The 20,813-nt window shown below is 36.8% G+C and carries 13 protein-coding genes and 1 tRNA gene; 6 read left to right on the forward strand and 8 right to left on the reverse strand.

Annotated elements, in window-relative coordinates; genetic code table 11:
* On the reverse strand, positions 1–3,675 hold the full coding sequence (locus AP75_RS09680; RefSeq protein ID WP_088264483.1) for a metallophosphoesterase: 3,675 nt from the start codon (positions 3,673–3,675) through the stop codon (positions 1–3).
* 305 nt (positions 3,676–3,980) lie between these two features.
* Between AP75_RS09680 and rlmN the strand changes: the two genes are divergently transcribed.
* The 3 genes from rlmN (at position 3,981) to AP75_RS09695 (ending at position 7,105) form a co-directional block, all read left to right on the forward strand.
* Positions 3,981–5,015, forward strand: a complete 1,035-nt coding sequence (gene rlmN, locus AP75_RS09685; RefSeq protein ID WP_031502072.1) for a 23S rRNA (adenine(2503)-C(2))-methyltransferase RlmN — start codon at positions 3,981–3,983, stop codon at positions 5,013–5,015.
* 130 nt (positions 5,016–5,145) lie between these two features.
* Positions 5,146–6,036, forward strand: coding sequence for a hypothetical protein (locus AP75_RS09690; protein WP_185116478.1), 891 nt, complete (start codon positions 5,146–5,148; stop codon positions 6,034–6,036).
* 91 nt (positions 6,037–6,127) lie between these two features.
* Positions 6,128–7,105, forward strand: coding sequence for a polyprenyl synthetase family protein (locus tag AP75_RS09695; RefSeq protein ID WP_031502131.1), 978 nt, complete (start codon positions 6,128–6,130; stop codon positions 7,103–7,105).
* A gap of 40 nt (positions 7,106–7,145) precedes the next feature.
* Here the strand turns inward: AP75_RS09695 and AP75_RS09700 are convergent, their stop codons facing one another.
* The 4 genes from AP75_RS09700 to AP75_RS09715 all read right to left on the reverse strand — a co-directional run bounded on the left by AP75_RS09700 (position 7,146) and on the right by AP75_RS09715 (position 11,711).
* Complete coding sequence (locus AP75_RS09700) at positions 7,146–9,767, reverse strand: copper-transporting P-type ATPase (RefSeq protein WP_034766696.1); 2,622 nt, start codon at positions 9,765–9,767, stop codon at positions 7,146–7,148.
* A gap of 83 nt (positions 9,768–9,850) precedes the next feature.
* The gene (locus tag AP75_RS09705; protein ID WP_031502133.1) at positions 9,851–10,255 is read right to left on the reverse strand and encodes an acyl-CoA thioesterase; all 405 of its coding nucleotides are present in this window, start codon (positions 10,253–10,255) and stop codon (positions 9,851–9,853) included.
* A gap of 35 nt (positions 10,256–10,290) precedes the next feature.
* Entirely contained in the window at positions 10,291–11,049 is a 759-nt protein-coding gene (yaaA, locus tag AP75_RS09710; RefSeq protein ID WP_031502134.1) for a peroxide stress protein YaaA, read from the reverse strand.
* 50 nt (positions 11,050–11,099) lie between these two features.
* Complete coding sequence (locus AP75_RS09715; protein WP_031502135.1) at positions 11,100–11,711, reverse strand: L-threonylcarbamoyladenylate synthase; 612 nt, start codon at positions 11,709–11,711, stop codon at positions 11,100–11,102.
* An 87-nt stretch (positions 11,712–11,798) separates the two neighbouring features.
* Here AP75_RS09715 and AP75_RS09720 point away from each other — a divergent pair.
* A tRNA-Met gene (locus AP75_RS09720) sits at positions 11,799–11,871 on the forward strand.
* Positions 11,872–11,959: 88 nt separating this feature from the next.
* Here AP75_RS09720 and AP75_RS09725 read toward each other — a convergent pair.
* Positions 11,960–12,904 (reverse strand): ISAon1 family transposase, encoded by a 945-nt coding sequence (locus AP75_RS09725; RefSeq protein ID WP_088264485.1) that lies wholly within the window; start codon positions 12,902–12,904, stop codon positions 11,960–11,962.
* 19 nt (positions 12,905–12,923) lie between these two features.
* Positions 12,924–13,286 (reverse strand): ISAon1 family transposase N-terminal region protein, encoded by a 363-nt coding sequence (locus AP75_RS09730; RefSeq protein ID WP_031504482.1) that lies wholly within the window; start codon positions 13,284–13,286, stop codon positions 12,924–12,926.
* 42 nt (positions 13,287–13,328) lie between these two features.
* Between AP75_RS09730 and AP75_RS09735 the strand changes: the two genes are divergently transcribed.
* Positions 13,329–14,042 (forward strand): class I SAM-dependent methyltransferase, encoded by a 714-nt coding sequence (locus AP75_RS09735; protein ID WP_242589797.1) that lies wholly within the window; start codon positions 13,329–13,331, stop codon positions 14,040–14,042.
* Here AP75_RS09735 and AP75_RS09740 read toward each other — a convergent pair.
* Positions 14,039–15,607: a glycoside hydrolase family 10 protein gene (locus tag AP75_RS09740; RefSeq protein WP_088264487.1), complete on the reverse strand. Its 1,569-nt coding sequence runs from the start codon at positions 15,605–15,607 to the stop codon at positions 14,039–14,041. The genes AP75_RS09735 and AP75_RS09740 overlap by 4 nt on opposite strands.
* Positions 15,608–15,807: 200 nt before the next feature.
* On the opposite strand from AP75_RS09740, the gene AP75_RS09745 reads away from it, so the two are divergent.
* Positions 15,808–20,805, forward strand: coding sequence for a translocation/assembly module TamB domain-containing protein (locus tag AP75_RS09745; RefSeq protein WP_088264489.1), 4,998 nt, complete (start codon positions 15,808–15,810; stop codon positions 20,803–20,805).
* The last annotated feature ends 8 nt before the right edge of the window (positions 20,806–20,813 follow it).

Consider the following 20,813-nt stretch of genomic DNA (forward strand, 5'->3'; position numbering starts at 1 on the left):
TTAGAAATTCATTCCAAATCCAGCAACAAATCTCCCTTTGTCCGACGATCGAAAATAGGAAGCCTGAATTCCCACCATATCGATCGCGTTGAGCCAAATTCCTGCACCTGCAGAAGTATGCCATTTTTTGGTAAATTCATTCGGAAGCCAAACCCGTCCGTAATCAAAACCACCGAAAATTCCGATTTTTAAAGGGACAAAAGCATTTCGGAAATTCCCGATCGACCAACGAATATCCGAAGTTTGGTAGAAAGAACTTTTTCCATAAAAACGATCAAATCGGAAACCTCGAAGATCGTCGTCTCCGCCTAAAGTTGCCATTTGATAAAATTCATAGTCATCGCTCAGCAGCCATTTCGCTTTTGCGTAAGTGGAAAAGGTGAGTTTTTCATTTTTGGTGAGATAATGAGTGAATCCTAAACCGGTTTCGAAAGTAGGAAGTTTTTTGTCGCCGTTGTTAAGGTTTTGTCGATAGGTAAATTTGCTGTCAAACTTCATTCCTAGACTCGGATTTACCTTTTTATTTACATTTTCGAAGCGAAATCCTACATCTATTCCTGCAAAATAATTGGTTGAAAAAACATTTTCATCTACAATATTTGGAATCGCAATTCTACGATTTTCTGTTTTTTCGATTTTTAAACCTTCATAAATTAATTTTGCGGAGAATAAGCTCGCATTTTTTCTCCAATTGATCGATGGTTTGGCATAAAACTCTCCGGCGCGAACACGGTAATATTTTTCCTCAAAAGTATCATGGTTATTGGTGGTGAGATTTCCATTTCCGAAATAATTTCGGATATAGTGAGAGTCTGTGTAACCCGCATTGATTTGATAGAACCAGTTTCCGACAATTCTTGGGAATATTCCTTCGTAGCGGATTTCGTAACCGTTTGATAAGGTAAAATAATTGGTTTTTAAAGTATGTTTTGATGAAAATGGATTTTGGTTAAAACCTTTTTTTGTCCAACTCGTATTTAATCCTACAATCACGCCATCATCAGGGTTGTAACCTAAATTGAGGTTAGTGGAAAATACGTTGAATTTTGGCTTTTTATATTGATATTCGTTCAGATCATAATTATCGGAAAGGGTAATTATGCCATTTTTAGTATTGAAGGTGTTTTTCTTGCTTTTATAATCGTAAATATGTACGTTGTTCCCTTTATTGATTGTGTAAACATCATTATTTAATCCACCTAAAAGACGAATTTTTATTGGATTACTTTGGTTTCCATTAACTTCAAATTGATCATCGTCGCCCAATCCATACATCCAAATTTCTTTCGTTTGTTTTTTGGAATATTTTTTCTCAAAAACCAGTTCTTCACCACTTTTTTTCTGTCGATAGATTTTCACTTCGGTTTCGTTCTGTGGAAGTCGGGTGATGGCAAATTTGTCTTTTTTATTTGTTCCGGTCAGCAATACGGTTTTTTGAACGATTTTATAATATTCCGAAGCGTATTTTTGCAGGTCATTTTTTCTGATTTCCAGATTTTTTTTAATACGATCAATGTCGCTGCTTTGCACTTCTTTTGGCAGTTTTTCAAATGCAGACGCTATAATTTCTGAGTTGAGATGATTTTGGATAAATGCTGCTTCGCGAAGCCAATCTTCTTCGGTAGAAGCTGTAGTAAAAGCCAGATCCAAAGGGTAGGGCTCCATATTGAACCATTTTATATTTTTGATTTTTTCATCAAAACTCTGCATATGACGTAGTCCCGGAAAATCGAGAATAAATTTCGTCAAAAGACCGTCATAACGCACAAAAGCTTGATCGCGATCTTTAGGAATTGGAGATAGATAGATCACTTTTCCTTCAGGTTTTTGTTCCCATTTCCATTGGTCGTGGTGTCGGTCCCAATCGCCAATCAACATGTCGAAAAGTCGCGCTCTGATGTAATTTTTTTCATCAATTTTATATTTTTCGTCTTTTCCCAAAAGTTTGATGACTTCCTCTGTTCCCAATACCTCTATAGGATTTTCTTCGGTTTCCGCAGGTCTTGCTTCCAGATAATACAGTTCGTCGCCGAAATTCTGATTGAATTTTTCCAATCCATTTTGTTTAGGAACATAAACCAAAGTTGGGTCAGTATGTTTCAAGCCAACAGCTTCCGATAAATCTCCTATAGCTAAAGGTGTAAACGGATGCGATGAAGTATAAAAGTCTAAAAGAAACTGATCTGCAAAACCTCCTGCAAAATCTTCTTCTATATATTGATTTTTAAGAGCAACAGACTGCAGAAACCGCACTCCGCTTCTCTTCAAAGCTCGAATCACGTATTCACCTTTAGGAGTGTTTAAACGCAGAGAATTGGTTTGATGTCCACTACCTGATCTGCCGGGTTTAGCACCACCAAAAAGCGTATCAATTTGCAAGGTCGGCACTTTCACCGGAGTTGAATAATTTTCCCTGTAATTTTTTCCCCACAAAAATTCATAGAGATGGCTTTTTCTGGTGAAGGATTTTGGATAAACAGAAGAAGTCGTTTCTGCGGGAAATGTCGAAGGATATTGGTTGGGATTGTATTCTGAATTTTCTAAAACTTGTTTCTGAAATAAAAGTTTTTCCTGATTATTTTCTCTTCCGAAAAAAGAAACAGATGCATCTTCGGATTCCGAAATATTGAGTACAGCATATCCGTTCTTTCCGTACGAAAAATCGTTCGGACCAACTGTTGCTGCAGGTTCGTTTTTGGAGCCGGCACCGCTGATGATCTGACGGATTTTGCCTTCTTCGATATATTGTAAATTATGGTCGTGCCCGGAAACTACGATCACATTATCGCGATTGGCAAGCAATGTTTTTAATCGGGAAGTGAGTTTTCTATAATTGGCATTCGACAAATCTTGATGAGTGATCCCGCCGGTTGCGCGAGCAAGATTAATTCCTGTTGCTAAAATTGGCAATGGAAATTTGCCTTCCAGAGGAAAAATTTGTTTTTTTAGGGAATAATATCCACCGTGAGAACCATGGTCAATCAGTGGATGATGAAGGGCAACGATTACCGTTTTATTTTGATTTTTATTGAGTTCACTTTCAAATTCTGAGAAAAAATCTTCACGAGTTTTGATGTCGCATTTTTCATTAATTCCTAAGTTTTTGTCCCAGTCTGCCAAAAACCATTCGGTATCGATGGTGAGAAGGGTGATGTTTTTAGAAATTTTTTTGCGATCAATGGCGCAGGAATTTTTTGGAAGAAAGGCCGATTGATCATCAAGTTTTTCGGTGATGTAGTCTTGTTGCTCTTTTAATCCAATGATTCCTTTGCTGTACCAATCGTGATTTCCTGGAATAAAGATGGTTTTACCTTTGAAATTTTTCACCAAACTTATTTGATCATCCAATTTTTCAATCGCTAATTTTCGATCTTTTCCTTTCTCTTTGGATAAACCTTTAGGATAAATATTGTCGCCAAGAAAGAGAACCGTACTGTTGTTTCCCGCGGAATCTAAATGCATTTTGAACTGTTCGAGTATCGCTTGGGCACTTTGTTGATCAGCGTTACCGGCATCACCGATGAGATAGAAACGATGGGCTATATTTTCGGATTTAATTCTCTCAACAGGAGTATTTCTTACATTTTTTCCATATTGGGCATTTTCTGTAGCACAAGAAACCAAGACCATTCCTGAAAAATAAAAAATAGCCTGACGGAAAATATTTAATTTCATAAATTTGAATCAAATTATTAGAATGGACATTCTAGACAATGCTGAGCGTTTTGTAATTCAGCAATTCAAAGATAAACTTTCTCCCGCATTTGGTTCAGTAACTTTTCAAATGAAAAATTAAATACAAACGGGCTTTTAAAAACAGGTTTAAAGGACATATTTCTCAATTCGGAGCAAAGGTAATGATTATTGTAAATAATTCTCAAAACGGTGGGATTTCTCTTTTACTTTAAGCCTTTCCATTTCCTTAAAAAATTTATGGAAAAACCGTATCTTTGCAACTTCTTTAATTAAACATTTTTTCTTTGAAAGACATCCGTACTTTATCGCTCGATCAGCTCAAAGATTATTTTGTGACTTTGGGTGAAAAACCCTTTCGTGCAAAGCAGGTTTATGATTGGTTATGGAGCAAAAATCTCCATTCTATTGATGAAATGACGAATCTTTCAAAAGAACTTCGGGAAAAAATTGCGCAGGAATATACCATCAATCCGATTTCTGTTGATCAATTACAAAAATCTACCGACGGAACCATTAAAAATGGAGTAAAATTGCATGACGGCCTCTTAGTAGAATCGGTACTGATTCCTACCGAAACCCGAACTACAGCTTGTGTTTCTTCCCAAGTCGGTTGTTCATTAAACTGTGAGTTTTGTGCAACTGCCCGGCTGAAGAGAATGAGAAATCTGGAAGTTGCAGAAATTGTTGATCAAGTAGCGCTGATCGATCGGCAAAGTAAATTGTATTTCGACAGACCGCTTTCCAATATTGTTTTTATGGGAATGGGCGAGCCGATGATGAACTATAAAAACGTAGTAGAGTCGATCAAAAAAATTACCGAGCCGGAAGGAATGGGCATGTCGCCACGAAGAATAACGGTTTCAACATCGGGAATTCCGAAAATGATTAAAATGCTTGCTGATGAGGATTTGCGGGTGAAATTAGCGCTTTCTTTGCACTCTGCCATTGAGGAAAAACGCAATGAAATAATGCCTTTTTCAGATAAATTTCCATTGACTGAAATTATGGATTCTTTGAAATACTGGTACGAAAAAACAGGAAATACCGTAACCTTCGAATATTGCGTTTGGAAAGGGATTAATGATCAGGATGAAGATATAAAAGCGCTGATAAGATATTGCAAACAGGTTCCATCCAAAGTGAATTTAATCCAGTATAACCCAATTGGTGACGGAAAATACGACCAATGCAACAAAGATGCAGATGAAAATTATGTTCGCCAGCTAGAAAATGCAGGAATTACTGTTTTGATTCGTAGAAGCCGCGGAGGCGATATCGATGCAGCTTGTGGTCAATTGGCGAATAAATCTGGTGAGTAAATTTCAGACACGATTAAAATTCCGCAACGAAAATAAATTAGAGAATTTGAGCGCGTGGAAATTAGAATTGATGTTGATGAACTATCGAATTTCTGTATAATTTCAATAAAATAAAGCGACTAATTTTAAAATGAAAATTATAAGTTCAAATTTTCTGATTCTGGTTTTTTTAGTTTTTTTTCAAATCGGTAATGCACAGCAAACAGATTTTTTAAAAATAAAAAAATATAAAGTAGCGGAGCTTTCTGAGGTTTTAAAGGAAAATTCGGGGTTATTTCTTTTCAATAATAAACTTTTCACTTTCAATGATGGGGGAAATTCTTCTGAAATTTTCGAGATCAATAAAACATCAGGGAACATTGAAAATGTCTTTAAAACCAATCTAATTAACAAGGATTGGGAAGCAATGGCGGCCGATTCAGCGAATTGGTATATCGGCGATTTTGGGAATAATGCAGGAACAAGAAAAGATCTTAAGATTTATAAAATTTCTTTTAATGAAGAAAAAACAACCGATTCTGTTCAAGTGATTTCTTATTTCTATCCGGAACAAACCGATTTCTCGAGCCGAAATCTCAACAATGATTTCGACGCCGAAGCGATGATTTTTTTAGACGGGAAAATTCATGTTTTCACCAAAGAATGGGCTTCAAAATCTACATCTCATTATATGATAGACCCTGAAATTTCCAATAATAATCCTGCCCAAAAAGTCGAGACTTTTAAAACTGATTTTGTAGTTACTGATGCAGCTTATTTTCAGAAAAAGCTTTATTTAATAGGATACACGAAGAAAACAGAAGTATTTCTTTCCATTTTTAAAGAAACTGAACCTGGATTTTTCTTTAATGCAAAACCTCAGAAATATTACTTAGGAAGTGCTTTATCGATCGGTCAAATCGAAGGAATCGAGGTCGATGAAAATGGAATTTTTATTTCAGGAGAAGAATTTATTACTCCCTTAGGAAAAGCAAAACCTGCTTTGTATTTTGTTCCTCATGGAAAAATGAAATCGTTTTAAGTCATAAATCAACTCTGGTTTTGGCTTATTTGGAGGGAAAATTAGTTATATTTGTCATCATTTTCATCAAACATTCTTTATTTAATAGTTCGTGGCGAATATCGTAGCAGAAATCCGAAGACCGATCAACAGTGAAATGAAACTTTTTGAACAAAAGTTTTATGAATCTATGCAAAGCAATGTTGCGCTTTTAGATAAAGTCACAAGGTTTATCGTAACCACCAAAGGCAAGCAAATGCGACCAATGTTTGTATTTCTTTGTGCAAAACTATTGGGAGAAGTGAACGAAAAAACCTTTCGCGGAGCCTCCATGATCGAGCTGATTCACACCGCAACTTTGGTGCACGATGATGTGGTGGATGAAAGTTTCAAAAGGCGGAATTTTTTTTCCATCAATGCTTTATGGAAAAACAAAATTGCTGTTTTGGTTGGCGATTATCTTTTGTCTAAAGCAGTTTTGCTCTCTACAGATCATCAGGATTTTGACTTACTTTCGGTTATTTCCAGAACCATTCGGGAGATGAGTGAAGGCGAATTGCTACAGCTTGAAAAAGCCAGAAAACTCGATATTACCGAAGATGTTTACTACGAAATTATTCGACAGAAAACGGCAACTTTAATCGCTGCATGCTGTGAAATAGGAGTTTTATCGAATGGAGCCGACGAAAATTTGGCGGTAAAAATGCGCGAGTTCGGAACGTTAACGGGAATGGCTTTTCAGATTAAAGATGATTTATTCGATTATCTTACTTCAAATATCATCGGAAAACCTGTCGGAATCGATATTAAAGAACAAAAAATGACTTTGCCGTTAATTCATGCTTTAAAAACGGCTTCTGAAACCGATCGAAAATATTATTTCACTACAATCAAACGTTACAATACCGATTCTAAAAGGGTAAAAGAACTCATCGATTTTGTAAAAAAATCCGGGGGTTTAGATTACGCGATTGAAAAAATGAAAGCTTACCAGCAAAAAGCAAAAGATATTCTGAATGAATTTCCCGATTCCGAAGCGAAAGAATCTCTGCATTTAATGCTGGATTATGTAATCGAAAGAAAGTTCTAGATTGAATGTAGTTTTCTTGTTTGTTGTTGATTTACCATTTTTATTTTTCCGAAACTTTCAAATCTGCGTTATTCAATCGTAACGAATTTAAAATTACAGAAACCGAGCTGAAACTCATCGCTGCCGCTGCAATCATGGGGCTTAGCAAAATTCCGAAAAACGGATAAAGCAATCCTGCAGCTACTGGAATCCCAATCGTATTATAAAAAAATGCGAAAAAGAGATTTTGTTTGATGTTTCTTAATAATTTTTCACTTAGGATTTTCGCTTTTGCAACACCCAGAAGATCACCTTTTAATAGCGTGATTTCAGAACTTTCAATCGCAACATCGGTTCCGGTTCCCATTGCAATTCCTACGTTCGCTTGTGCCAAAGCAGGCGCATCATTTATTCCATCTCCGGTCATCGCAACAATATTTCCGGCAGCCTGAAGCTTTTTAATTTCTGCTAATTTGTCTTGAGGAAGTTGGCTTGCAAAATATTTTTTGATGCCTAATTCCGTTGCGACGGCTTTTGCGGTCTGTTCATTGTCACCAGTCATCATGATGACTTGAACATTATTTTTTTGAAGAAAATCAACGGCTTCCTTGGAAGTTGCTTTTATTTTGTCCGAAAAACTTAAAAATCCTAAGACATTTCCTCCTTTAGCCACAAACGAAACGGTTTTTGCAAGGTTCTGTTTCTCAATTACTTTCTGCTTAATGTTTTCCGGAATTGTAATATTAAATTGTTTCAATAAAGCTTCATTTCCAAGCAAAATAATTTCGGAATGAATCGTTCCTTTGATTCCTTTTCCTGCAATATTTTCGAAGTTTTCAACTTTTTCAAAATCCTGATGTTCTTTTATAAATTCTACCAAAACAGCATTGGATAAAGGATGTTCGGAATTTTGATTGAGAGATGCAGCTAATTTTAAAATTAAATTTTTATTGGAAGTTTCCGAAACAAAAATCTCATCCAAACTAGGTTTTCCTTCGGTCAATGTTCCTGTTTTATCGGTAATTAAAATATTTACCTTTTCCATTTGCTCCAAAGCTTCAGCATTTTTAATGAGAATTCCGTTTTTCGCACCTTTTCCAATTCCTACCATCAAACTCATCGGCGTTGCCAAACCTAAAGCACATGGGCAAGCCACGATAAGTACTGCAACGGCATTTACAAATGCATAAATTAACCTGTTTTCATTACCGAAAATATACCACGCAAAAAAAGTAAGAACCGAAATCGCAATAACGGTCGGAACAAAAATTTTTGATACTTGATCAACTAATTTCTGAATCGGCGCTTTGCTTCGGCTGGCTTCGTTCACCATCTTAATGATTTGCGAAAGCAACGTTTCGTCGCCCACTTTTTCAGCTTTCATGAGGAAAACTCCATTCCCGTTGATGGTTCCGGAAGTTACACGATCATTCTGTTTTTTTTCTATAGGAATCGGTTCTCCGGTAATCATACTTTCATCAACCGTAGAATTTCCTTCTGAAATTTTCCCATCAACAGGAATTTTTTCCCCTGGTTTTACACGCAAAATATCTCCAACTTTTACATCGGAAAGCGGAACTCTTTTTTCTTCTCCGTTAATCATTAAGTTGGCTTCATCGGGAGACAGATTCATGAGTTCTTCTATAGCTTTTCCTGTTCTTTGGTGTGCTTTTGCTTCCATCAATTGTCCCAAAATAACCAAAGTAAGAATTACAGAAACAGCCTCAAAATAAAGCGGAACTTTTCCTTCGTGCGATATTTCGTGTGGAAAAATATTAGGAAAAAGTAAGGCAACAATACTGAAAAGAAAAGCTGCAGCAACTCCCAAAGCAATCAACGAAAACATATTTAGGTTCCAAGTTTTGAAGGAACGGTAGCCACGAACGATGAGAAACCAACCTGCATAAAACAAAACCGGAAGCGTTAAAATCAATTCCAAAATTCCCTGAACTTGATGCGAAAACGGCCATTTAATCCACATTCCACCCATCGAAAGAATAAAAACCGGAATGGTGAAAGCTACAGCAATCCACAATTTTCGTGATAAAATTTTTACAGTATTATCTTCTGCAAATTCATCGGATTTTCCCGGAATTTGTACCAAATCCATCCCGCAAATCGGACAATCTCCCGGTTCATCTTTTACAATTTCGGGATGCATTGGACAAGTATATTTTGATTTCTTTTTTTCGGGAATTTTTACCAAATCCATTCCGCAAACAGGGCATCCTACGTTGGAATCATACACTTTATCGCCTTCACAAAACATAGGACAGTAATATTTTCCTGCATTTTCCTGATTTTGAGCTGGTTTTGAATGAGCATGTTGATGGTTTTCTTGTATAGAACTTCCCGCCAATAATTCCGGGGTAATTTCCTCCAAATGCATGTGACAAACCGGGCAACCAATGTCGGAATTGTAGGTTTTATCGCGTTCGCAGAACATCGGACAAAAATATTCACCGATTTTTTCTTTGAAATTTTCCGGGAGATTTGTTTTGGAGAAAGTGGCAGGTTTATTTTGGTAATCAGCCCTTTCTTCGATCGGAACTAGGAACATGTTGCAAACCGGACAGCGTTTTCCGGGAGTAAAATATACTTTTTCGCCTTCGCATTCCATCGGGCAAAAGTACACAGAACTCGGGGAAATTTTTTCGGTGGGATGTGGATGATGATTTTCCATAATCTCAATACTCTTTTGTTTGTTACAAGTTTTTTTTAAGGTAAAATATATTTCACCTTATTTTAAAAAAGCGATTAAATTTTTCATGAATTATGTCCCTGGTCTTTCAACCGATCTGCGATAAATTCAATTTTTGTTTTCCCATGTTTGGTAGGTTTCCCAGCTTCATCTACACCTACAAAAATCAATTTATCAATGGTAATAATCGTTTGCCGAGTCATCATGTTTCGTACTTCGCAAGTTAAAGTAATCGAAGTTTTTCCAAAATCAGTTGCTTCAATTCCTATTTCGATAATGTCGCCCTGCCTTGCTGAGCTGATGAAATTGATTTCGGAAATATATTTGGTCACGCAACGAGGAGTTTCCAACTGAACAATAGCGTAAAGAGCAGCTTCTTCGTCAATCCACTGAAGTAATCTACCTCCGAAAAGCGTATGATTGGGGTTTAAATCTTCAGGTTTGATCCATTTTCTTGTATGATAATTCATTTTTCGTCTTAAAAATAATTAAAAATTTATTTTGTTTATCGCGTGAAAACCAATTTTTTATCGGTTGATAGTTTTTCGTCAATTCGATATCTTTCCAAATTAAAACCTTTCACTTCGTCTAATGTTTTTACTTGATTTTCAGCGCAATATCGAACCATGAGACCTCTTGCATGCTTGGTATAAACCACGATGGTTTTCGGTTTTCCATCTTTTATTTCATAAAAATCAAAATCGATAACCGGTGCATTCAGTTTCTTTTTGTCGATGACTTTGATGTATTCTGAACTCGCCAAATTCAAAACTAAATCATTGGTTTTCAATTCACTATTCAGTTGATCAGTTACTTTTTCTCGCCAAAATTCATAAAGATTTTTATAATGATCAAATTCGAAATTTCTTCCCATTTCTAGGCGGTAAAGCATCACTTTATCCGAAGGTTTCAGCAATCCATAAAGCCCAGAGAGCATTCGATAATTTTTTTGAAGATAATCAATTGCTTTTTTATCTAAAGTTTTCGCATCCAAACCTCGGCAAACCTCGCCGGTAAAGGCAAACATTGCTGGAGCAGATTCTTTCGCGGTGGGTTTAGCTTTCCATTTTTGGTTTCGTTCCCAGTTTTCATCAGCGAGTTTGGAGGATATTTCCATCAGCTCGGATAAATATTTAGGTGTTTTCTCTTTCAAAAAGGTTTGAATAAAAGCGGCTTCTTCAATAAATTTTGGAGTTGTAGTTTTGAAAAGCTCTGTGGAATTTTCAATATTCATGAGCTTCGCAGGTGAAGTAATGATTTTCATTAATGGTAATTTAGCTTTGAAGTCTTTTTTGTTGAATTCTTTTTTTACATTCAAATTTCTCCTTTTCCTTGTCTTAATATTTCTGGCTCGCCACTGGTAAGATCTACGATGGTGGATGCAACATTATCGCCGTATCCGCTATCAATCACAATGTCTACAATATGGTCGTATTTTTCAGCAATTAATTCCGGATTGGTGGAATACTCAATAACTTCATCATCATCTTTAATCGATGTTGAAGCAATTGGATGTCCTAGTTTTTCTACGATCCGTTGAGGAATAGGGTGGTCGGGAACGCGAATTCCCACCGTCTTATTTCCCTTATACGCGAGAGGTAGATTTTTATTGGCATCTAGAATAAATGTAAAAGGTCCCGGAATTTTACTTTTCAAAAATCTGAATACTGAGGTTTCAATGGGACGTGTGAAACTGGAAAGATGGCTTAAATCATTGCAAATAATCGAAAACTGTGCTTTTTCAAGTTTTACTTTTTTGATTTGCGCCAGCTTTTCCATCGCTCGGATGTCGAAAATATTGCAACCTAATGCATAGACAGTATCGGATGGATAAATAATAATGCCTCCATCATTCAAAGTTTTAATGACCTCAGCAATAAGGTTTTCCTGAGGATTTTCGGGGTATATTTTCAGAATTTTTGCCATATACAAATTTAAGAAAAATTGATTTATAATTTTTTTTGCTAAAAATTTGGAACATTACAAAAAAGTTGTATATTTGCACCACAATAACGCGGGGTAGAGCAGTAGGTAGCTCGTCGGGCTCATAACCCGGAGGTCGCACGTTCGAGTCGTGTCCCCGCTACTAAGCAAGACTGTTCTTTGGAACAGTCTTTTTTTTATATTTATTTCAAAGGTATGCAAGATCTTCGGATCAGTACCAAAACTTGTGTTTAAGCAAAAATGTTTTGTAGTCTGAATAGAAAAAACGCCCGATCCCTAACTCCTCTGAAGTTGCTTCTAAATTTTTTAATTTTTGCATTGAAAGATTCTGCGGATGCATTCGTACTTCTATGATTGAAGTAGTTTAGGATATCGTTATAGTGGATGGTAAACGTTTTTAACAGGATAGCAAAAGATTTAAAGCCGGAGACTTCTACCTGGTGATACCATCTTGCTAATTTTAACATAGCGATTTCTTTGGTGTTTTTCTTGTGGTAGACGTTTCTTAAATCTTCTGTTAGTTGGTAAGCGTTGTGGATATCCGGATATTCACTGAATAGGATTTGGGCGCGTTCTTTCTGGGATTCGGTCCAGTGGAAGGAACTCTTATACAGCAAATGCCTGCTTCGTGCCAGGAGCTGTTTTCTGGTGTCTCCATTTGAACACAGTTCCGGTTGGTAGATTTCTTTATTTTTCCTGGCATTCAGGATGCCATCGCTTTCCTGCTCTATAGCTTTCCATCGGTGTTTGATACGGATTTCCTGCAGGGCTTCTGAGGCTAGTTGCTGTACATGGAATCGGTCAATGGTCCGTTTGGCATTGGAGAAGCATCTCTTGGCAATGAGTTTCATGGAACCGGCCATGTCTAGAGTGATTTCTTTTACGCTTAACCTTAATTTACGGTCGATTTTCAGTAAATGTTCTATGACGGTTTCTGCGCGGGTTTCTTTGATAATGGCAACCAGGCAGCCTTTTTTACCTTTCGCTTTTTTAGACGTGACCACAGTATAAAGTTCACCGCTGGACAAGGCTACTTCATCTATCGACAAGGATTGTGACATGTTTTCGGGATAAATGAGCCATTCCTGTGCATGGGATTTCTCTTTCCAGGTTTTATAATCACTAATTCTGTTTTTGTATTGGCGCTGGAATTTTTTACCCGCCACACCGTACATTTCAGCAATGGTTTTACAATCAAGAGGTCGGGTATCGACAGATTTCTTTTAAAAAATCGGCAAACCCCTTGGTTAAACGGGTGCCTTCTGCCACTAAGTTCCAGTCTCTCTGCACGATTTGCTTTGTGTTCTTATCCAGCCATCTGCGTCTTTTAATATGCAGGTAAACGGCGTTTCCACGCAGGGGAAAATCTTGAATAGTAATCTCCTTATGGAATCCGTGTGCTGTTAAAATTCGATTTGAAACTTCTTTGGGTGGGTTATTTTTCTCCTCAAAATAAAGGTGCATCACTTCACCCTCGGTGGTTTGCTTCGTTAAATCAAAATGTTCAATTAAAAATTCAGGCAGAATATGTTTCAGCAGTTCCAGATAATGATCCAATGTTCTTAAAGTTTACTGCAAAAATCGAAAACTTATTTCAATTTGCACACAACTTTTGAGATTGATCCAGATCTTCCGGGAAAAGCAATTTACGATTTCTATTTTACTCCCCACAGATATCAACTTTTTGTTCACGATCAATTTGGTCCTAAGGTAGAAATGCCGGTTTCGTATTATTTTAGAAATTTGGATACCATGCCCGAACTGGAACAAGTTGCCATAGAAAACTGTAGAGGGAAAACCCTTGATATTGGAGCAGCTGCAGGTTCGCATGCGATCGAATTACAACGAAAAGGAATTCCTGTTACTGCCCTCGAAATTTCGCAAAATGCTTGCAAGGTAATGAACGAAAGAGGCGTGGTAAATGTAATCTGCGAAGATTTCTTTAAGTTCTCCGGACAAAAATTTGATACTTTGCTTTTGCTGATGAACGGAATCGGAATTTCTTCAACGGTTGATGGTCTTAGAAAATTCTTCGAAAAAGCAGATGAACTGCTTCTTCCAAATGGGCAAATCATATTCGATTCCTGCGATATCGATTATATGTATGAAGAATTTCAAATGCCTTCCGATCGTTATTACGGAGAAGTAAAGTGCCGCTACGAATATCACGAGCTGTTAACAGATTGGTTTGGCTGGCTCTATATCGATCAGTTTACCATGCAGGAAATTGCCGAGGAATACGGTTTCGACGTAAAAATTATTTTCGAAGACGATAGCAACCAGTATTTGGCAATACTTACCAAAAATATTTAGAATTTTTCCGCAGCATAATCGCTTTCGTTGCTCAAGCGGTCAATCGCTATAATTGCAATAGTATTGAGCTTTTTCCCAAATTGGTTTGCAGGTATACTTTTACTTAACTGATCAGGGTTAAGTACATCGGTAATCCAGATATCTCCATACTTAGCGAAAAGAACCCATCGAAAAACCTTTTCTTTTGAATTCCAACTGATTTTGTAAGATTCCGAAGATTTTTCAACCTTAATATTTGGCGTTGCAGGTTTTGTTGCTTTGATCCAAGGGCTTACCGGAACCAATGCATCTTCTTTGTAAAGTTTTTTTATCTCTCTCAACATTTCCGGATTTTTCTTCAGTCCATCGATGCTGTAATGTATTTCGCCGGCGGTATTTTTTGGCATCATTCTGCGGATGGTACTCATTTGTCCGATAATTTCCGCCGGTTTGTTGTCTGATTTTACAGCGACTGTATTCAGTCCTGGCCAAAGATGGATGTTTTTAATGTTTTCATCTTTCCACCATTTCAGCAATGCGGAAAAACTTTGTGCACCGCCTTCTTTCCAATATAGTTGTGGAGAGTAATAATCGCACCAGCCCTCATTGAGCCATAGTTTTGCATCAGCATAAAGTTCATCATATTGTGAAGAACCGGTTACGCCTGCTGGGAAACCAGGTTTCCAGATTCCGAACGGTGAGATTCCGAATTTTACGGTTGGCTTTTCCTGATGAATTTCATCGTGGAGTCTTTTTATAATTTTGTTCACGTTTGCTCTTCTCCAATCCGCTTTAGAAAGGTTTCCTCCTGCTTTTTTGTAGGCATTCCAGGTTCGGTCATCCGGAAAGTCTTTTCCACCATGATATTCTTTATAAGGATAGAAATAATCATCGATATGCACCGCATCGATATCATATCTTTTTACTAAATCTTTTATTACCGCGGAAACATGGTTCTGAACGCGCTCATCCGAAGGATCCATCCAATACATTCCGTTTTTCAAGCGGTAGGTACTTTCGGACATTTTTGCTGCCATACTTGAAGATGTTACGCTTCCACCTGTGGTATGATGTGCCCGATAAGGATTCATCCACACATGAAGTTCCATTCCTCTTTTATGGGCTTCGGAAATCCAAAACTCCAGCGGATCGTAAAGCGGAGAAGGAGCTTTTCCGGTTTGTCCTGTTAAAAAATAGGACCAAGGTTCCAAATCACTTTTATATAAGGCATCGGAAGAAGGTCTAGCTTGAAAAATAACAGCATTGAAATTGGCATCCTTTAGCAGATCGAGAAGTTGTATTGCCTCATCTTTTTGTTGCTGTGTAGTAAGGGTGTTTTTTGTCGGCCAGTTGATGTTCGCAACCGTAGCAATCCATGCTGCACGAAATTCTCTGTTAATTTCCGGCAGATTTACCGTGATTTTTTTCTCCGAATCTGAAACTGGAGGATTTGGTTTAGTTGCAATAGGTTTAGTTGGTCCAGTTCTAGTTTTAGGAACAGATTTTGCTGGTTGCTGTGTGGAACAGGAATTAATGAAAATCGCTGATGCAATGATCAAAGGATATTTGAGATTTCGCAGTTTCATAAAACAAAAATACTATTATTAATAGAACTGTAAAATCTTCAATATGGTATTTTATTTTATTTACATCATAACTATCTTGTATAATTAATTGGAAGTGGCTGAAAATTAGTAAATAGCTTTATTTTAAAAATGGTGCAATTAATTTAGCAAAAGTTGACCATATTTCATTTAAGATTAAATATTTTTGTAAAAAAAAAGGTTTGGCAAACACAAAAAAATACTTCAAAAAAATTCTCATCGGTTTCGGAATATTTGTAGCAATTTTATGCGCAGGTGTTCTGAGTTTACAATTACCCGTAATTCAAAATTTTTTAAAAGATCGGTTGGTAATATATTTAGAGAAGAAGGTCAAAACCAAAGTTTCTCTCGACCGGTTCTATGTTACATTTCCGAATAGTTTGGTGATGGAAAATCTGTATCTGCAAGGCCAAACCGTGGATACATTGCTGTATGCCAAAAAATTTGATGTCGGTTTAAACATTCCCAAGATTTTTAAAAACACCATCGATCTTACCTCTATCGATTTGGACGGGGTGAAAGCTAATGTTGTAAGAAACAAAGATGGTTCTTTTAATTTCGATTATTTTATCGATGCTTTTGCCCGAAAAGATTCTCAGGAAAGCGAGAGCAAGCCATTCGTCATTTCTTTAGATAAAATTAAGTTGCAGAATATCAATGTTTCCTTTATAGACAATCAAGCCAGGAATGATATTAGTCTTAAATTTAAATATTTCGATACTCGGGTGAAAACCTTCGATCTTGATCGCAATTCGTATGCCGTGGGAAATATTGTTTTGGATGGATTGAAGTTAAGATTGAAGCAAGATTTATTGGAAGAAGTTGCCGAAACTGTTGATGAAAAGGCGGATTCGCTTCGAGCAAAAAAACCAATGAAATTAGCATTAAATGGAATAAAATTCACCAATTTTAATGTAGATTATGGCGACGATAATTCAAAAACGTATGCAAAAATTCTTTTTAATGAACTTACCACAAAAATTAATAAAATCGATATTGAAAACCAGAGTTATGAGGTCGATCAATTTCTTTTGAAAGGTGCAAATATTGATGCGAAAATGTTCTCGGCAGCTCAAAAAGAAGCGACAGACTCTGATCTTCCATCACCTGCCGAAAAATCGCTGGATCTGCTTCTGGGTAAAGCTATTTTAGATGATGTAAAGGTTTCATACAACAATACCGCGATGCCCAAAAAATCGCGGGGAATGGATTTCAACCATCTCGATTTTTCTCAAATAAATTTTGATTTGAGAGATTTTAAAATGCAGAATGGAACGTTCGCAGGAACAGTAAAAAAAGCTGAAATTAAGGAGAAGAACAACTTAGAAATACGAAAATTCAATACCGACTTTGTGTATGGCGAAAGGCAAGCTTACCTGAAAAACCTTTATTTAGAAACTTCAAGAACCGTATTGCGTGACGAAATCGTATTGAATTATAATTCCATAGAACAACTATCCGCAAATCCTGGTGCAGTAAGTGTTTCAGCAAATATCTATAATTCAAAAATTGGCTTGGCAGATTTGCTAAATTTCGCTCCGGATTTGCGAAATACACCACCTTTCAATACTTATCCTAATGGTATTATCAATTTGGACGCAAGGATAAAAGGAACGATGAATGAGATGCAAATTGCCAATCTACAAGCCTCCGGATTGGGTGATTTAAAGTTGGCACTATCTGGCGTGGTAAGAAATGCAACCGATCCCGAAAAGTTATTTTATGATTTGAAAATTCGAAATTTAGGCTCCTCTGCAAAAACTATTCTGAAGATTTTGCCGAAAAATACCCTTCCTTCCAATATTTCTCTGCCTTCTTATTTTGCGATTTCGGGAGTTGCCCGCGGAACAACAAAAGTGGTCGATACGAAACTGAAAATGGTGTCAACTTTGGGAAATGTAGCGCTGAATGCAGTGGTTGATATGCGTAAAAAAAATGCTGAAACGTATGTTGTCAATGCGAATTTAATGAATTTGCAGATCGGAAAAATTATCCAAAATAAAGACCTAGGGATTGTTCGAGGAACTTTGAGTGCAAAAGGAAGAAGCTTTGATTTTAAAAACGGAACTTTAGATTTTAAAGGAAATTTGGCAGCATTTGATTATCAAAAGTACCGCTATCAAAATGTTGATGTTTCCGGGAAATTGAATTCTGGCAGATATAATGTTCATCTACTCTCACGTGATCCTAATGCAAATCTTAATTTATTGGCTTCCGGAAAATTGGATGATAAAAATTCAAGCGTAAAATTGGGTGGAACGATCACCAAACTCGATCTTTATAAATTAGGTTTTTATCAAAACCCGCTGATTTTGGCAGGAAACATTGATGGTGAATTCAGCAATTTAAATCCTGATTTCTTGAATGGTTATTTGAATTTGGATCAGTTTGCAATTTCAGATACTAAAGAAGTTTTCCCAATTCAGCAGATGCGTCTGAAAGCTGAAACTACGGCGAATTCAAACGCTTTGTATTTCAATTCTCATGTTGCGGATTTTACCATGACCGGAAAATACAAACTATCGCAAATTTTCGGCGCGTTGCAAAATACAGTGAGCAATTACTATGATTTGGGCAAGAAAAAACAGCGAATCGATCCGCATCAATATTTTGATTTTACAGCTACTTTGAAAGATGACAATTTGATCCGAAAATTCGTTCCGGAACTCAAAAGTTTTGAAACGATTACCATGAACGGAAATTACAACGCAGATTCCCAAAACATCACTGTTAATGCGCAAATTCCGAATTTAAAATATGGCGAAAATTTAATTGAAAATGCTTCGTTTAGAATTTATAATGAAAATGATGCATTGCAATATCAACTTGAAGCTCAGAAAATTTCAAGTGAAAAATTGGCGCTGAATCAATTTGCTGCAACCGGAAATGTTGCAAACAATGTCATTGAATACCGAGTTTCTACAAAAGACGAGAAAAATGTTGAACAATTTTTGATTGCCGGAAATGCGCAATCGCTGAAAAATGCAACACAAATCTCTTTGAATCCGGATGGTTTAAAATTAAATTACAGTAATTGGAATGTCGCGCCAGATAATGTGCTACGTTTTGGGAATAATGGAATTTTCGCTCGCAATTTTGTCCTCAGCAATGGGGAAAGCAGCCTTGCAATTAATTCTGAAAATGAAACCGCGAATAGCCCGTTGAATGTGGATTTGAAAAATTTTAAAATAGAAACCATCACCGAAATGCTGAAAAAGGATTCTCTTTTGGCAAAAGGAACAATCGATGGAAACGTAAGGTTAAAGGATTATAAAAACCTCAATTTCACTTCGGATGTAAATGTTACAGATTTGGTAATGTATGGAAATCCAGTCGGAAATATCGCGGCAAAAGTGAACACTAAAACTTCAAAACTTTTGTATGCCGATGTTGCACTTACTGGTTTTGAAAACGATATGCAAATTACGGGAGATTATAATATAGAATCGCAATTGCTCGATTTAGAAGCGAATATTAATCGACTGCAAATGAAATCGGTTCAAGGTTTTACGCTAAATGCCATTGAAAATACTGAAGGTTACCTCTCCGGAAATTTCGATATCACGGGGAAAACCGAAAGTCCTAAAATATTAGGGAAGTTGAAATTCAACGATGTTGGATTAGAAATTGTGAAAACGGGAAGCAATTTCAGACATCTTGATGATGAAATAAGATTTGCACCGAGAGGAATTGTGTTTGATGATTTTAAAGTGAAGGATTCACAAGGAAATGCATTGACCTTTGATGGCGATATTTTAACCCAAAATTATCAGGATTTCGCTTTTGATTTAAAACTTAGGGCAAGAGATTTCATGGCCGTAGATTCACAACCGGATAACGATAAGATGATGTTCGGAATTTTGGCAATTGATGCCGACCTTGGTATTACCGGAGATTTGGATTTGCCACAGGTAGATGGTAAATTAGCAGTCACCGACAAAACCGATTTTACCTTTGTGATCCCGCAATCATCGCCTACGTTAAAAGATCGAGAAGGTATTGTGGAATTTATCGATCAGGACCAAATTGTTCTCAATGAAACCATAGAAGCCGACAGTATCGATGCGAAAACCGGCATCAAAGGAATGGACGTGAATGTGAATATTTCTTTAACCAAAGAAGCTAAAATTTCATTATTAATCGATAAAGCCAGCGGAGATTTCGTAAAACTTCAAGGTGAAGCTGAATTGACGGGAGGTGTGGATCCATCGGGAAAAACAACGTTGGTAGGTGTTTATCAGGTAGAAAGTGGAGCGTACGAAATGTCTTTTAACATGATTAAAAGAAAATTCGATATCCAAAAGGGTAGTACCATCACTTGGACCGGCGAACCAACCACCGCAAACCTGGATCTTACTGCGATTTACAAAACGAATGCAGCGCCAATTGATTTGGTGCAGCAGCAACTTTCCGAAGATCAGCTGAATTATTATAAACAGAGGATTCCTTTCAATACTTTATTGGTTTTAAAAGGAGAATTGCTGAAACCGGTGATTTCTTTCGATATTCAAACGGACGAAAATAACAACGCTGTTAATCAGGAAGTTATCGATAATGTTGAAACTAAGCTGACCCAGCTCCGTCGCGATGAATCGGAACTCAACAAACAGGTTTTTGCACTCTTGATTTTGAATCGTTTCATTGGCGATAACCCTTTCCAAAGTCAAAGCGGAATTTCTGCCGGTACGATGGCGAGGCAGAGTGTGAGCCAAATCTTGTCCCAGCAACTCAATAATATTGCACAGGATTTAATAGCTGGTGTAGATCTGACCTTCGATTTTGATAGTTATGAAGAATATTCTTCGGGAAATAAAAATACAAGAACTGATTTGAATGTTAATTTAAGTAAAAAACTATTAAATGATCGCTTGAAAATCACCGTTGGAAGCAATTTCGGAATCGAAGGAGAAGCGCGACAAAACGAAGAAATGACCAATATTGCGGGTAATATTACTGCAGATTACGCTTTATCGAAAGATGGCAGATATACCCTCCGTGCATATCGGAAAAATCAGTATCAAGTAGCTTTGCAAGGCCAAATTATCGAAACTGGAGTTGGGTTTGTCATCACTTTAGATTATACTGATTTCAAAGATATTTTCCAAAGAGCGAAACAAAACCGTGAGATCCGACGAACCAAAAAAGCATTGCAGAAAAATAGCGCAGTTGAATTCAAATAATTGATGAT

This window comes from Kaistella haifensis DSM 19056 (assembly GCF_000735695.2).
GTDB lineage: Bacteria > Bacteroidota > Bacteroidia > Flavobacteriales > Weeksellaceae > Kaistella > Kaistella haifensis.